Below are 13575 nucleotides of genomic sequence, written 5' to 3'. Positions count from 1 at the left end.
CGATCAGGGCTATTTTCCTGCCCTGACCAAGCCACCCAAACCCAGGGCTTCCAGATGGCGATTAATACGGTTTCGTACTTGCTGGGGTTGCTCCATCTCCAGCACTTCATCAAGTAATACCCTGGCATCGACCAGGCTCAGGCTGCGGATCACCCATTTCACTTTGGCCAGGCTGAAACTATTCATGCTCAGTTTGCGATAACCCATGGCCAAAAGCAGGATCACCCCACCCGGTTCACTCGCTAATTCACCACAGAGGGTGACCGGTTTGCCCAAGCGCAGGCAATCATCACAGATTTGCTTAAGCGCCCTGAGCACCGCAGGATGGTAACTGTCATATAAGCCCGACACCCGGGCGTTGTTACGATCCACCGCCAGCAGATATTGGGTCAGGTCATTACTACCAATGGAGAAAAAGTCCACCTTAGCTGCCAGTTGTGGCATTTGGTAAAGCACGGCGGGCACTTCCAGCATCACCCCCACTTCAGGCATGGCCAGGCTTTGTCCCTGCTGCATGGCTTCCTCTGCCACCTCATAGTAAGCCTGGCGAATAAGGCGTTTTGCCTCACTTACCTCATTCACTGAGGTGATCATGGGTAACATGATTTTAAGGTTGTCCAGCCCCAGGCTGGCGCGCAGCATCGCGCGCACCTGCACCAGAAATATTTCAGGGTGATCCAGGGTCAGGCGAATACCGCGCCAGCCAAGAAACGGGTTTTCTTCCGTCACCGGGAAGTACGGCAACGGTTTATCGCCCCCCACATCCAAGGTGCGCATCGTGATAGATTTGCCGGGATTAGTCTCCAGCATGGCGCGATACATTTTGCACTGCTCCTGCTCGGAGGGAAAACGCTCACGCATCATAAAGGGCACTTCGGTACGATACAGACCGACCCCATCACCCAAACCGCTGTTGCAGCCCTCTAACTCTGCTGACAGACCGGCATTGATAAGCAGCTCCACCGCTACCCCATCCTGGGTTTGGGCAGGCAGTGCCGCCTGCTCTTGCAGTAAACCAAAGAGTTCCCGCTCTTCATCGATAAGCTGCTGGAATTCGTGTTTTATATTGGGATTAGGGGAAACAATCACTTCACCGGAATAGCCATCCAGTAAGATGTCTTTGCCGCCCAGCAGCGACAACGGCACATCGGTCAGTCCCATCACCGCCGGCAGGCCTATAGCGCGAGCCAGGATAGCGGCATGAGAGTTATTCGAGCCGCGCATGGAAATAATGCCCTTGAGGCGCTCTGCTGGGAACTCTGCCAGCATCGAGGCACTCACCTCTTCGGCAACCAAAATAGCCTGCTCCGGGATCGATGCTTTGGCAGCAGTCGGCGGCATAAGATGACCAAGCACCCGGTTGCCCAGGTCCTCCACATCCACTGCGCGCTCCTGCATATATGGGTCTTCCATGGAGCGAAACTGATTGGCGTAATGTTCCACCACCATTTTCAGGGAAGATGCCGCATCCCAGCCACTGTGGATCTTTTCTTCCACTTCATGACCCAAACTGTTGGCATCTAACAGATGCTGATACAGCTGAAATATGGCCAAGACGTCCTCGGGGACTTCACCCTGCATACGGTCAGAGAGGAGATCCACTTCTGCACGGGTTTTCTTCACTGCCTCGCGGTAGAGCGTCACCTCTTTGGCACTTTGTGTGCTGCGCTTTAAGATCTGGTTGCGTAAATTGAATTTAAGGTGCGGTACAAAACCTTCACCGATGGCCAGACCGTTAGCACCGGGCACGCCCCGCAAGGATTTTTGCCAGAGCCGTTTGGTGAGATCATCGGTAAGGTTTAGCGCTCCCCTGGCCTCGGCATGCGCAATTTCCAGGGCGATTTGCGCCGCCAGGGTCACCAGGAAGGCTTCTTCATCTTCACTGAAACGGCGTTTACGCTTCTGCTGAACCGTTAGCACCCCCAACACCTTTCTCTGGTGAATAATGGGGCTGCCCATAAAGGCGTGATAGTTTTCTTCTTTTACTTCCGGGTAATGCTTGAATCTGGGATGAGACTGAGCATCCTGAATATTGATGGGCTCTTCACGCTGCCCTATCCAACCGATAAGGCCTTCTGAAAAACCGATAGAAACCTTGCCAATGGCGTCCTTGGAAAGCCCCTCAGTGGCCATCAGCAAAAAGTGTTGTTTTTCGTAATTGGCCAGGTAGATAGTACAACAATCTACCTTCATCGCTTCCTGCAAACGCTTAGCCAACACCGCAAGGGCCTCATCCAGATTTTGTATCTGGTTGACTTCCTGGACGATGCGCTTGAGTTGGGTAAGCATGGTCTATGGCGCCTCAGTTCCTGCGACGACGTCTGGGTTTTTGGTTAAGCATAGGCTGCTGCTGGACATGGGTCGGCATAGCCAATGGCATAAACTCTTTCATAACCCGACGATAAACGTCGCGCTTGAAAGACACCACATTGCGTACCGGATACCAGTAGCTCACCCAACGCCAGTCATCAAACTCCGGATGACCGGAATGGAGCAAATTCACATCTTGCTCATCGCACGTGAGTTGCAGCAGAAACCACTTTTGCTTCTGACCGATACAAACAGGGTCACTGCCCTGCCTGATCAGGCGCTTGGGTAGCTTATACCGCACCCAATTCTTGGTTACCCCAAGAATCTCCACGTCGTGAGGTTTGAGTCCCACTTCCTCGTGAAGTTCTCTATACATTGCCTGTTCGGCAGTTTCACCTTGGTCTATTCCACCTTGCGGAAACTGCCAGGAATGTTGGCCATAGCGTCTTGCCCAAAATACCTGCCCTATCCTGTTGCAAATCACTATGCCGACATTCGCTCGGAATCCTTCGGCATCAATCACGTAGACCCCCGGGCATATAGCACCCCCACCTGACCGCCTTCTTATTTGGCCGCTGGAACAAAGGTTGTCCGGCGTTGTTGAGATTTTTAGCCAAATTAAGTTAACGCTGGTCGTGGGTGCCCTTTAGTTCTTTTATAGCTTTGCATTCTTCCATAAACTATTGTGCTTTCAAAGCATTAAACCAGCTAATAATTTGTCAGTCCCAAGCCTATGGCGCGCAATCTACGGCCATGTCATAAAAATGTTTGGGGTGTTTGGCCATGGATTTCGGTCGTTACTAAAAGGTGTCACGGAAACAAGCAATGAAAAGTCCCCATTGGAATCTGATTTTTGCCGGAACCAGTCTGTTTTATTTAATCAGTCTGACTTATCGCCCCTACCCACTCGATTTTCTGTTTAAGGCCCTGCCCATCCTTTGGTTGATGCTGTTGGTCGCCCGCAACGCGCAAAACAACAAGCACCTGCTTCTGTTGGCCCTGGGTTTTTCTGCCTGTGGTGACATTTTGTTGGCCTTACCGCTGGCGCAGGGATTTCTCTTAGGGTTGGGCGCATTCCTGTTGGCCCAGCTCACCTATTTCATCAACTTTATGCGTTTTCGCCATTGGCAAGGCTGGAAGATAGCTCCCCTGACGGCAGTGGCTGTATTCGCCCTGTTGATGCTAAGCCAGCTGTTACCCCAATTGGACAGCATGCGCTTACCCGTATTGATTTATATGTTGGTAATTTGCGCCATGGCCAGCGGCGCCATCCTTGCCTATAAATCCAACCCCTGGCTGCTACTCGGTGCTGCCAGCTTCCTGCTCTCTGATGCACTGCTGGCCTGGAATTATTTTATTCAGCCCTTCGACGCTGCCGATCATGCCGTCATGCTGACCTACTATCTGGCACAATTCGGTCTGGTAAACGGTGCTTTGCGTTTACGAGCATGAAACCTATACAGCCAGCCAACTGCCCACCCGCCAGCGTCGATGAACTGCTTGCACGCGCCCATGCGCTGGCCGGCTTAAGCCTGGGCGAGCTGGCTGACCTTGCCAGCATTGCTACCCCACAGGATCTGCGTCGCCACAAAGGCTGGAGTGGACAGCTTCTGGAATTGTGGCTCGGAGCCCAGGCCGGTTCGAAACCTCAACAAGATTTTCCGCAACTGGGTGTGGAGCTTAAAACCCTGCCTATCGACGAACAGGGAAGACCGCTGGAAACCACCTACGTCTGTTATGCCCCGCTAACCGGGATTGCCGGACTGACTTGGGAAACCTCGAACGTGCGCAATAAGTTATCTCAGGTGTGTTGGATCCCTATCGAAGCCAGTCGTCATATTCCACCCGCTCAGCGCAGAGTGGCAACGGCATTTCTATGGTCTCCCTGTGCGCAAGAAGAGCGTCTGCTGCGTCAGGATTGGGAGGAACTAATGGATTTGATTGCCCTGGGCCAGATAGAAAACATCAGTGCCCGCCATGGGCAAGTGTTGCAACTTCGCCCCAAAGCCGCCGATGGTAGCGCCCTGACCCAAGCGGTAGGCACTGACGGCCAATTCATTATGACCCGACCACGAGGCTTCTACCTGAAAAAGCCCTTCACCCAATCCCTGTTGAATCAGGCGTTTTGCTGATCTTGTAACTTCCGGCTTGCAAGGCCGTCAGTATGTGCTAAATCCTTGTTATCCATAAAAAATCGAAAATATCTGTGACCCTTTCAGAATTCACACAATTTTTAGGCTGGTGCACGGCCATTCATCTGGGATTGCTGGTATTCAGTGCCCTGATGTTGACCCTGTGTAAAAATTGGGTTGCTGACTATCATAGCCGACTGTTCAATTTGGATAAGTCACAACTGCCATTGGTTTACCTGCAGTTTCTGGCGCTTTACAAACTCTTTTGGCTGTTTTTCAACTTGGTGCCCTACTTGGTCTTACGGCACATGATTAGCTAAATGGAAAAACCATGGATCCTACCGCCAGCCTAGACGATAAAAACCGCAGCAGTTACGAATTAAACAAGCGCGAGATGTTTGATGGTATGCGTGCATACCATCATTCAGAGCATCAGCATAAGCGGGATGCACTCAACTTTCTGCGTTCTGTGCTGACTGTCAGTGCGGGAGTATACGGGGTCATTATCGGCTCGTTCTTTACGCCGGAATTCAACATTCAATATGCCCAATGGCTGGCTTGGGGCATGCTGTTGATGGTGGCGTTAGTCACTTACAGTACAGTCAGCAACGCCAATGACAAGATTGAGGCCGACCATCAGGTGTATGCCAATTTCGGCGAAGAGTACACCCGCTTCTGCCTGATCCTGGGGCTGCATCAGAAAGTGAAGGTCGGGGAAACAGAGATTGCAGCGAAGCATATCAGTCCCAGTGCCCCTATAGGTCGCGGCCAGGGGTATAAGAAGACCCAAAATATTATTACCAGTCAGGGGATTGGCGTTGTGCTGATTGCACTGGTACTCAGCCTGCTGATTACGTTAATAGAAACCTAGGGTAGTTTCAGGTCGTCTTGCGGATCCTGGGCCTTTTCATCTTTGGCCATTTGCTGAATGTACTTAACAAACATATTGGAGAGGAACTTCTCCGAATCAAACCCCAATCGTCTGGCCACGGCTGACACTTTCACATCACTATGCATCAGCACGTTCTTGGCGTACTCCAAGCGGTAATGGAAAACGAAAGCCCGAAAGTTGCGGTTGAGTAACTTATGAGTGGCTACCGCGAGAACATTAGGATCCACCCCCGCCACAGTGGAAAATTCGCGAATGCGCAGGCCAATATGCTTGTAGGCTTTGTGCTCAATCAGGGCCTTTTCCGCCCGTGCCAGGGTGTCACGCAGCAGGCTGTCGCTAAAGTTATTTTTCTTTAGCAAGGCATAGTTAATGGGTGATGGTGAATAGCTGCGACGTTCGGTCATCACCCAGCACAATAAGGTAAATAAAAGGTAGTAACTGACATTACTCAGACTACGCCAACTGGCCAGAGGCAACAGGTTAAAGGCTACCAGCAGGGTGAGTACCAGCCCAACGAACGCCAGAGTGATCAGGCCTCCAAAGGCTTTCATGGCCGCTGACATCCGGTAAAACTGCACATCCACCACCTGCTCCGACAGGTGTGTGTCATAGTCAGCAATCCGTTGCTCAACAACGATGGCGACATACAGCACCATAAAATGCACCAGCGCCGCCAGCGCATAGACTGGCCACCACTGCCCCAGTTGTCCCAGCACCGGACCATGCAACAAGGTGGATTTTAGCTCCGTGCTAAACAACAGCATGGGTATTTGAGCGGCCATGGCAATGATGGCAGGCAGCCAGATCAGCAAGGGATTAAAACGCTGTCGCTCCAGCATCAGGCGGGCAATGGCAATGGATAGCAAGGTGGCAATCACCACCGGCATGCAGCTAAAGGTCCCCACCAGAAAATACCATTGGGGAGAGGCATCAAAGGCCAGCAACAGTTCATCCACCAGCAAGATTGGGGTGAACAATAAGGCCAGGAACAACTCCTTGGCATGGGGCATCAGGTCATAACGTGCCCACATCAGCATCAGTGGTGCCAACCACAATGCCAGCGATGCCACTAGCAATGTTTGGTAAGGAGTAAAGGACGCCATCAATCGCCCGCTGTTATTTCCAATAAGGTTCGAGTTTTAACGCGACTTTGCGACTTTGCTCCATGACCGCCAACAGGTGGGAAAACTTATCTTTTATCCACCCATGCAACTCCTGTTTATCCTCCACATCGGCCACTTCCAGCTCGGCTTTTAACAATGACAGAATCCTCAGTTCTTCTATACCATCGAGAATATCCAGCCACGGAGCCCTGAACTGGTCACGATGATCCTGACTGAAGAGCCCGGCCAAAAACAAGCCGTTAAACAAGGTCTGCTTTAACAGCGGCTCGTTGGCCAGATAATTCTGAGCGTTAAGTTTTTTGCGCCTGGGCATACTTTGACTGATGTTAAACCAGCCTTGCGCCAACCATCCCCTGGCATGCTCCATCACGGGGGACTGCCAGCCTTGCCCAACGTTACGCCAAGGCTTATCCAGGGTCATCAACGCCAATTCCAGTTGCAGGCGGACATTTTGTTTATTCAGGATCAACTCATCTGGCTTATTTTGCAGCACCAAACCTTCATGACGCCCCCGCAAATAGCTGAGTAAATCCTCACTCTTACCAAGGCGCTTTCTGAAGGGCCCCTTGCGAGAGCGCAACTCTTTGATGCCAAGCAGGGTTTCCACCCAATACCAATCATTGAGCAGAGCAATCAAGCGGGTCTGTAGATTCAGCAATTGGTCACACTGCAGTAGCGGTAAATACAGGCTGATAGCCTGACACACCATCTGAATGCCAGTTCTTACCCCACCTAAGGCTTTGGGCTTCTGGGTATCAAAATAACATTGTTCATGATACTGCCAATGGGAAAGGCCATAATGCATGGCTTTACAAAAGGCATCTTCCACTGTGCCAGACTCATCCAGTGGCAGAAAATCAGGCAACCCCCTGGGTTGAAGCTGATCGCCACCAAGTAACATATAGCCACGGGCCGCTTTACTTAAAATACCCAGTCGCACGGGCAGCACATCAATGAGTTTGAGTCCCAACTCGTAAAGAATGCGCGGCTCTCCGGCTTGCAGTTCCAGTTCCACCTCATACAGCGGCTGCTGATGATCTTCGGTCGCCACCTGGCCCTTGTCGATAACCAGCTCAACCTGCTCATTTTCAGACAGCTTCAAATCGTAGGCGCGGCGCAAAAAGTGCGTGGTGAAAAGCGGTTTAATCTCTTCCTGCAGCTGTCCCACCGACACCCCGGCAGGCCAAATTTGTGCATCGAATAAGGTTAAATCCGGGTGTTGGTCCGCTAACTCAATATTGTACTCTGGCCGACTATGCAGGCCGCCCGCTTCTACACCCGCGGTTTTTAAGGTCTGCTGGAAATGGCCGTCGCGGCCGCGCACACGAAACCCCATATCCATCGCTCTGAGCTTCTTATCCGGGGTGTCGAAATAGCGGTTAATCAAGGCCATTTGCCTGGGTTCAACCTGCTGAGAGAGTTGCGGTAGCAGCTGTGCTTCCACTTGTGCCGCAGCGTCAATATCTGCGCAAACCAGTAGTTTTAATTCGGTTTCGGTTGCCATCTCTACAAGATGCTTATGGGATAAAAACGCCACATTACCCCCATGGCCCCTGGTTGGCAATTGGCGTTGCCGCCTTAAGCTTCAGAAACCGCCTATTTCACAAGCACTTGCCTTTGAACTTGGCTCGCCCTACCATCTAGTGAATTGCCAGCCATGTCTTGTCTAACATGTTGAAAAATCTGTTCATCGTCTTGTTGTTGTCACTTAGTGCTGTGTTAGCTGCCGGCAGTGTTTCTGCCCAGGAGCCTGCTACAGAAGGCAAGACTATGTATATTACCGATGACCTTTATACCTTCCTGCATGCCGGTCCAGGCCGAAATTACCGGATTTTGGGTTCGGTGGTCGCTGGTAGCAAAGTGACACAATTGCAACGGGATGAGCAGGAAGGCTTTGTCGAGATTATTGATGATAAGCAGCGCTCCGGATGGGTCGATGGGCGCTTTGTCAGCGACGAACCTTCGGTCAGGGAAAGCGTACCTGAATTGCGTCAGGCCCTGCAGAAAGCCAATCAGGATCTCAACGCTGAAAGAGCGCAGACCGAACCGTTGAAACAACAAATTGCCAATTTGCAGTCCTCCAATCAGCAGTTATTGTCCAGGATACAGCAGATGCAACAAGAACAAATTGAGCTTGAGCGCCAGTTGGATCATAAAGAAGGTAAGGTGCAAATTGAGTGGTTGACCCGCGGCGGCATTATTGGCCTGGCCGGTATCATTTTGGGCGTCATCATTATGCTTATCCCGCGTAAGCGAAAGCGTAACGATGCCTGGATGTAGCTGCGCTTAAATAGTGTAAAGCTCGGTTAACAGCATCGCCTTCCCTACTTCCCCAGCCCGGTCTTTACCGGGCTTTTTTGTTTCACCATGCTAGGTCCAGCATTCTTTGCTAGTGTCAAAGAAGCATCTTGCTCTGCAACGGTGGTTTAGCGGCCATAAGAACGGCCGAAACAGGACCGACCAGAGAGCAGGCTGGGCCCCGTATTCGGGGCCTATTCACAGGGTGATTTATAGCAGGATAAATGCGGACTGTATTTTGTATACAATCTACCATTATTGCGATTATACTCCGCGAAAATTTCCCGATGAACGCGGTCAAAAGACCGCAGAAAACGCAACAATGCTGGCCAAGCCCCTCCCGTCAGGCGGGCGTTGCTTTTGGCCGTGATCTCGAATGTGGAGTGGGTTTGCCATGTTTAAAGCCAGTGTTCTTCTGAACAATCAGTACCAGTTGCCGTCGCTGTCCGAATTGCCGGCCATCATCAGCAATAACTATATCGTCGACGAAAATGCCTATCTGAATGAGCTGATTAGTCTTATTCCCCAAGAGCAGGACACCATGGAAAGCCTACGCCTGGAGGCCACGCGTCTGGTGCAGGCCGTGCGTAAGGAAGCCAAGGGCGGAGATGGCATCGATGCCTTCCTGCAGCAATACAGCCTGGATACCAATGAGGGCGTGATCCTCATGTGTCTGGCCGAAGCCCTGCTGCGTATCCCTGATGCCGGCACCGCCGATGCACTGATCAAAGACAAGTTATCCGGTGCTGACTGGCGTAGCCACCTCAAACAAAGCGATTCGCTGTTGGTGAATGCGTCCACCTGGGGTTTGATGCTGACCGGCAAATTGTTCCATCTGGACAAACCGGCCAATGCTGACAGTGAGAATGTGCTGGATAAACTGGTGTCTCGTCTTGGCGAACCCGTGGTGCGTAAGGCCATGTATGCGGCCATGAAGATCATGGGTCAGCAGTTCGTGCTTGGTCGCACTATCGAAGAGGCGCTCAAAGCCAGTCGCAAACAACGTAAAACTGGCTACACCCATTCTTACGATATGCTTGGTGAAGCGGCATTGACCGCCGATGATGCGCAGAAGTATTTCGATGCCTATGCCAACGCCATCGAGGCCATTGGCAAAGAGAGCTTTGAAGGCGAATATCCTTCACGCCCCACTATTTCCATTAAGTTGTCAGCCCTGCATCCACGCTATGAAGTGGCCAATGAAGATCGCGTCATGACCGAGATGGCCGATTCGGTGATCAAACTGGTGGCCCTGGCCCGTCAACATAATGTGGGCGTGAATATTGACGCCGAGGAAGCCGATCGACTGGAGCTTTCTTTAAAACTGATTGAAAAGGTTTATCGCAGCGAGCAGATCAAAGGCTGGGGCATGCTGGGTATTGTGGTCCAGGCCTACTCCAAGCGCGCCTTGCCGGTGCTGATGTGGATCACCCAGTTGGCCAAAGATCAAGGCGACACCATTCCGGTACGTTTGGTCAAAGGGGCTTATTGGGATTCTGAGGTCAAGCTGTGCCAACAGATGGGCATCGAGGGCTACCCGGTATTTACCCGCAAGGCCAGCACCGATGTCAGCTATCTGGCCTGCGCCAGATACCTGCTCAGCGAACACACGGCCGGCCACATTTACCCCATGTTTGCCACCCACAACGCGCACACTGTGACCGCCATTCGCCGCTTGGCCAGTAGCCGTGACTTTGAGTTCCAGCGTCTGCACGGCATGGGTGAAGAACTCTATGATTGTCTGTTAGCCGACAATCCCGGTATGAACGTGCGTATATATGCGCCTGTGGGCGCCCACCGTGACTTGCTGCCCTATCTGGTGCGTCGCCTGTTGGAAAACGGTGCTAACAGCTCTTTTGTGCATAAACTGGTGGATCCCGATACTCCAGTAGAGAGCCTGGTCAGCCATCCGCTGGAAAGCCTGCAACACTTGCCAAGCCTGGCCAATGACAAGATCCCATTGCCTGGCAATATTTATGTTAATCGTAAAAATTCCATGGGGACTAACCTGCATATCCAGTCCATGTACGACCCCTTCATGGACAAAGTAAAAGCCTTTGAAGGGCATCAATGGCAGGCAGGTCCCATCGTGCGCGGCAAGTCCCTGCAAACCAGCAATGTACAGCCGGTCGTGTCACCGCAAATCCATCAGCAGCAAGTGGGCTCTATTCACTGGGCTGATGAGGCTGCCATTAAGCAAGCCATCGATGCCGCCGTAGACGCATTCCCCAACTGGAGCCGCAGCTCCGTAGAAATGCGCGCGACCGCCTTGGAGAAATTGGCTGATCTGATGGAAGAGCACAAGCATGAGCTGATCGCCTTGTGCACCCTGGAAGCCGGCAAACTGTTGCAAGATGGTATTGACGAAGTGCGTGAAGCAGTGGATTTCTGCCGTTACTACGCCCAGGAAGCCCGCAAGCTGTTTGCTTACCATGGTCCTTTGGTTGGTCCTACCGGCGAGCTCAACGAACTCTTCGTACAAGGCCGTGGTGTATTCGTCTGTATCAGCCCCTGGAATTTCCCGCTGGCCATTTTTGCCGGCCAGATCGTGGCCGCTCTGGTAACGGGTAATACTGTGATTGCCAAACCGGCGGAGCAAACCAGTCTTATTGCCCATCGCGCTGTGCAGTTGATGCTGCAAGCCGGGATCCCGGCCGATGTCATTCAATTGCTGCCCGGCAAAGGCAGTGAGATTGGTCCTTTGCTGACCTCAGACAACCGTATCACCGGCGTCTGTTTTACCGGCAGCACCGATACCGCAAAAGCCATTAACCGCTCCTTGGCAGAGCGTGACGGCGCCATTGCCACACTGATTGCCGAAACCGGCGGTCAGAACGCCATGATCGTAGACAGCACTGCACTGCCCGAGCAGGTGGTCAAAGATGCGGTAACTTCTGCCTTTATGAGCGCCGGTCAGCGCTGTTCCGCCCTTCGCGTGCTATACGTGCAGGAAGATGTAGCAGAGCGTGTGATTGAACTATTAAAAGGCGCTATGCAGGAATTGCATGTGGGCGATCCGATGCACTACAAAACGGATGTGGGTCCGGTCATCGATGCCAAAGCACAGGCCAATTTGCAGGACCATATCGACACCATCAGCCGTGAAGGCAAGTTGATTGCCAAAGCCCCGATGTCCGCACAAAGCAGCGATGGCAGCTTTATTTGCCCAACGGCCGTTGAAATAGACAGCATCCGTCGTTTGAGCAAAGAGCATTTTGGTCCCATCTTGCACGTCGTGCGCTATCAGGCCAAAGAGCTCAACAAGGTTATTAACGAGATCAATGCCACCAGCTTTGGGTTAACCCTGGGCATTCATACCCGCAATGAATCCCGTGCCGCCTACATCGCCGATATGGTCAATGTGGGCAACGTTTACATCAACCGTAACCAGATTGGTGCAGTGGTTGGCGTGCAACCTTTCGGTGGACAAGGGTTGTCCGGTACAGGTCCAAAAGCAGGTGGTCCGCACTACCTGGCCCGTTTTGTAACGGAGAAAACCCGTACCAACAACGTGACCGCCATAGGCGGCAATACCACGCTGCTAAGCTTAGGCGAGTAATAAAGCTCAACGTTAGAACGCCCGTTGCCTCTAGGCGATGGGCGTTTTTTATTTGCAGCTCTAAACGCCAGAGGTTAGAAATAAACAACAGCAGAGGATTTTCGAATACCATGCCTTCTATTGAACTGCTACTGACCTTTTCCCTGGCTTGCATACTGCTTAGTCTCTCGCCTGGCCCGTCCAATTTGTACATTATGGCCCGCAGCCTGTCGCAAGGTCATCAGGCCGGCATTGCCGCTGCGGGAGGATTAGCCATTGGCTCGCTGACCTATGTTGTGGCCACCGCATTGGGTTTAGCAGCCGTATTCAAATACTCTCCCCTTGCATACATCGGTTTAAAACTCGCCGGGGCAGCTTATCTGGTGTACCTGGGGTTTCAGTACCTTCGCGCCAAACCCGCTGATATCGACACACCAAAGCCACTGCGCCATTTATCGGTGCCGACCATATTCAGGCAAAGCCTGGTGGTAGAACTGACCAACCCAAAAACCGCACTGTTTTTCCTGGCTTTTTTGCCGCAATTTGTTCGGGATGACGCCGGCTCAGTGACCAGTCAATTGCTGGTATTGGGCTTGGTCTATGCCCTTATCGCGCTTTGCTGCGATCTCTTGGTGGCCATGCTATCCCATAAACTTGGCAAATGGCTGGCGGGCCACAGTAGTTTTGCCTATTGGCAGGACAAGCTATCTGGCGGGATCCTGCTGGCACTGGCAGCTTTTATTGTGGGTGAAGAGCTACAAAATACCTCACAAACCTCCTAAGCTATTGATCGCCTGCTAGAATTTTATCAATTTTGGTTTCCAATCACTCAAGGATGTTTTGCAGATGACTTCAAACACCATGACAAGCCTGCTTAATCTCAAGGCCAACCCCTGGTCTATGGGACTGGGTTTGGCGCTGGGCATGATTATCGGACTGACCCCCTTACTCAGTCTGCATAATCTGATTGTGCTGTTTATCGTGCTCTTTTTCAGGGTGCATTTACTCAGCGCCCTGTTCGGCTTTTTGCTGTTTTCACTTTTATCACCACTTTTTGCACAGACCATGGCATCCCTGGGGGAAAGCCTGCTGACCAATCCAGGCTACCAGGATTTGTGGACCGCTTTTTATAACAGCGCCTTGGGTCCTATCAGTCAGTTTAACCACACCCTGACCTTTGGCAGCCTGGTACTGTCATTGATGCTTTTCCCGGTGGTATTGGTGCTTGGCGCCTATGCGGCCAAACGCATGGTCGGTAACCACAAAGCAAAGGAGGCCTGA

The 13575-nt window shown here is 52.0% G+C and carries 12 protein-coding genes; 8 read left to right on the top strand and 4 right to left on the bottom strand.

Going from position 1 to position 13575, the window contains the following annotated elements; genetic code table 11:
• Positions 1-9: 9 nt before the first annotated feature.
• Together ptsP and rppH are read right to left on the bottom strand one after the other, a co-directional pair.
• Complete coding sequence (gene ptsP, locus P2G88_RS12110; protein ID WP_275796288.1) at positions 10-2289, bottom strand: phosphoenolpyruvate--protein phosphotransferase; 2280 nt, start codon at positions 2287-2289, stop codon at positions 10-12.
• 13 nt (positions 2290-2302) lie between these two features.
• The gene (gene rppH / locus P2G88_RS12105; protein ID WP_275796286.1) at positions 2303-2833 is read right to left on the bottom strand and encodes an RNA pyrophosphohydrolase; all 531 of its coding nucleotides are present in this window, start codon (positions 2831-2833) and stop codon (positions 2303-2305) included.
• Positions 2834-3135: 302 nt separating this feature from the next.
• Here rppH and P2G88_RS12100 point away from each other — a divergent pair, with 302 nt between their 5' ends.
• The 4 genes from P2G88_RS12100 to P2G88_RS12085 all read left to right on the top strand — a co-directional run bounded on the left by P2G88_RS12100 (position 3136) and on the right by P2G88_RS12085 (position 5313).
• Positions 3136-3762, top strand: a complete 627-nt coding sequence (locus P2G88_RS12100; protein WP_275796285.1) for a lysoplasmalogenase — start codon at positions 3136-3138, stop codon at positions 3760-3762.
• Complete coding sequence (mutH, locus tag P2G88_RS12095) at positions 3759-4442, top strand: DNA mismatch repair endonuclease MutH (RefSeq protein WP_275796284.1); 684 nt, start codon at positions 3759-3761, stop codon at positions 4440-4442. The genes P2G88_RS12100 and mutH overlap by 4 nt, the downstream gene beginning before the upstream one ends.
• A 74-nt stretch (positions 4443-4516) precedes the next feature.
• Complete coding sequence (locus tag P2G88_RS12090; protein WP_275796283.1) at positions 4517-4762, top strand: DUF6868 family protein; 246 nt, start codon at positions 4517-4519, stop codon at positions 4760-4762.
• Between the two features lie 11 nt (positions 4763-4773).
• The gene (locus tag P2G88_RS12085) at positions 4774-5313 is read left to right on the top strand and encodes a hypothetical protein (protein WP_275796281.1); all 540 of its coding nucleotides are present in this window, start codon (positions 4774-4776) and stop codon (positions 5311-5313) included.
• Here P2G88_RS12085 and P2G88_RS12080 read toward each other — a convergent pair.
• Both P2G88_RS12080 and P2G88_RS12075 read right to left on the bottom strand, forming a co-directional pair.
• Positions 5310-6437 carry an AraC family transcriptional regulator gene (locus P2G88_RS12080; protein ID WP_275796279.1) on the bottom strand — a complete coding sequence of 376 codons (1128 nt, stop codon included), beginning with the start codon at positions 6435-6437 and terminating at the stop codon, positions 5310-5312. The two genes, P2G88_RS12085 and P2G88_RS12080, sit on opposite strands and share 4 nt — an antisense overlap.
• 13 nt (positions 6438-6450) lie before the next feature.
• A complete protein-coding gene (locus P2G88_RS12075) occupies positions 6451-7995 on the bottom strand; it encodes a CYTH domain-containing protein (protein WP_275796277.1) in 1545 nt (514 codons plus the stop codon).
• Positions 7996-8129: 134 nt separating this feature from the next.
• Between P2G88_RS12075 and P2G88_RS12070 the strand changes: the two genes are divergently transcribed.
• The 4 genes from P2G88_RS12070 to P2G88_RS12055 all read left to right on the top strand — a co-directional run bounded on the left by P2G88_RS12070 (position 8130) and on the right by P2G88_RS12055 (position 13575).
• Positions 8130-8738, top strand: a complete 609-nt coding sequence (locus P2G88_RS12070; protein ID WP_275796275.1) for a TIGR04211 family SH3 domain-containing protein — start codon at positions 8130-8132, stop codon at positions 8736-8738.
• Positions 8739-9150: 412 nt separating this feature from the next.
• Positions 9151-12315, top strand: coding sequence for a bifunctional proline dehydrogenase/L-glutamate gamma-semialdehyde dehydrogenase PutA (gene putA / locus P2G88_RS12065; RefSeq protein ID WP_275796273.1), 3165 nt, complete (start codon positions 9151-9153; stop codon positions 12313-12315).
• A gap of 110 nt (positions 12316-12425) precedes the next feature.
• The gene (locus P2G88_RS12060; protein WP_275796271.1) at positions 12426-13076 is read left to right on the top strand and encodes a LysE family translocator; all 651 of its coding nucleotides are present in this window, start codon (positions 12426-12428) and stop codon (positions 13074-13076) included.
• 64 nt (positions 13077-13140) lie between these two features.
• The gene (locus P2G88_RS12055; RefSeq protein ID WP_275796269.1) at positions 13141-13575 is read left to right on the top strand and encodes a TIGR03546 family protein; all 435 of its coding nucleotides are present in this window, start codon (positions 13141-13143) and stop codon (positions 13573-13575) included.

Origin of the sequence: Aliiglaciecola sp. CAU 1673 (assembly GCF_029223185.1) — a bacterium.
In the GTDB taxonomy this organism is placed as follows: domain Bacteria; phylum Pseudomonadota; class Gammaproteobacteria; order Enterobacterales; family Alteromonadaceae; genus Bowmanella.
Note: the sequence above shows the minus strand (reverse complement) of the source record. Positions and strands in the feature narration are given on the sequence as shown.

Excerpts from the sequence above, each read along its gene's own strand:
- P2G88_RS12085 (WP_275796281.1), top strand. The coding sequence starts at position 4,774 with ATGGATCCTACCGCCAGCCTAGACGATAAAAACCGCAGCAGTTACGAA.
- P2G88_RS12055 (WP_275796269.1), top strand. The coding sequence starts at position 13,141 with ATGACTTCAAACACCATGACAAGCCTGCTTAATCTCAAGGCCAACCCC.
- P2G88_RS12070 (WP_275796275.1), top strand. The coding sequence starts at position 8,130 with ATGTTGAAAAATCTGTTCATCGTCTTGTTGTTGTCACTTAGTGCTGTG.
- ptsP (WP_275796288.1), bottom strand. The coding sequence starts at position 2,289 with ATGCTTACCCAACTCAAGCGCATCGTCCAGGAAGTCAACCAGATACAA.
- putA (WP_275796273.1), top strand. The coding sequence starts at position 9,151 with ATGTTTAAAGCCAGTGTTCTTCTGAACAATCAGTACCAGTTGCCGTCG.
- P2G88_RS12060 (WP_275796271.1), top strand. The coding sequence starts at position 12,426 with ATGCCTTCTATTGAACTGCTACTGACCTTTTCCCTGGCTTGCATACTG.
- P2G88_RS12080 (WP_275796279.1), bottom strand. The coding sequence starts at position 6,437 with ATGGCGTCCTTTACTCCTTACCAAACATTGCTAGTGGCATCGCTGGCA.
- mutH (WP_275796284.1), top strand. The coding sequence starts at position 3,759 with ATGAAACCTATACAGCCAGCCAACTGCCCACCCGCCAGCGTCGATGAA.
- P2G88_RS12100 (WP_275796285.1), top strand. The coding sequence starts at position 3,136 with ATGAAAAGTCCCCATTGGAATCTGATTTTTGCCGGAACCAGTCTGTTT.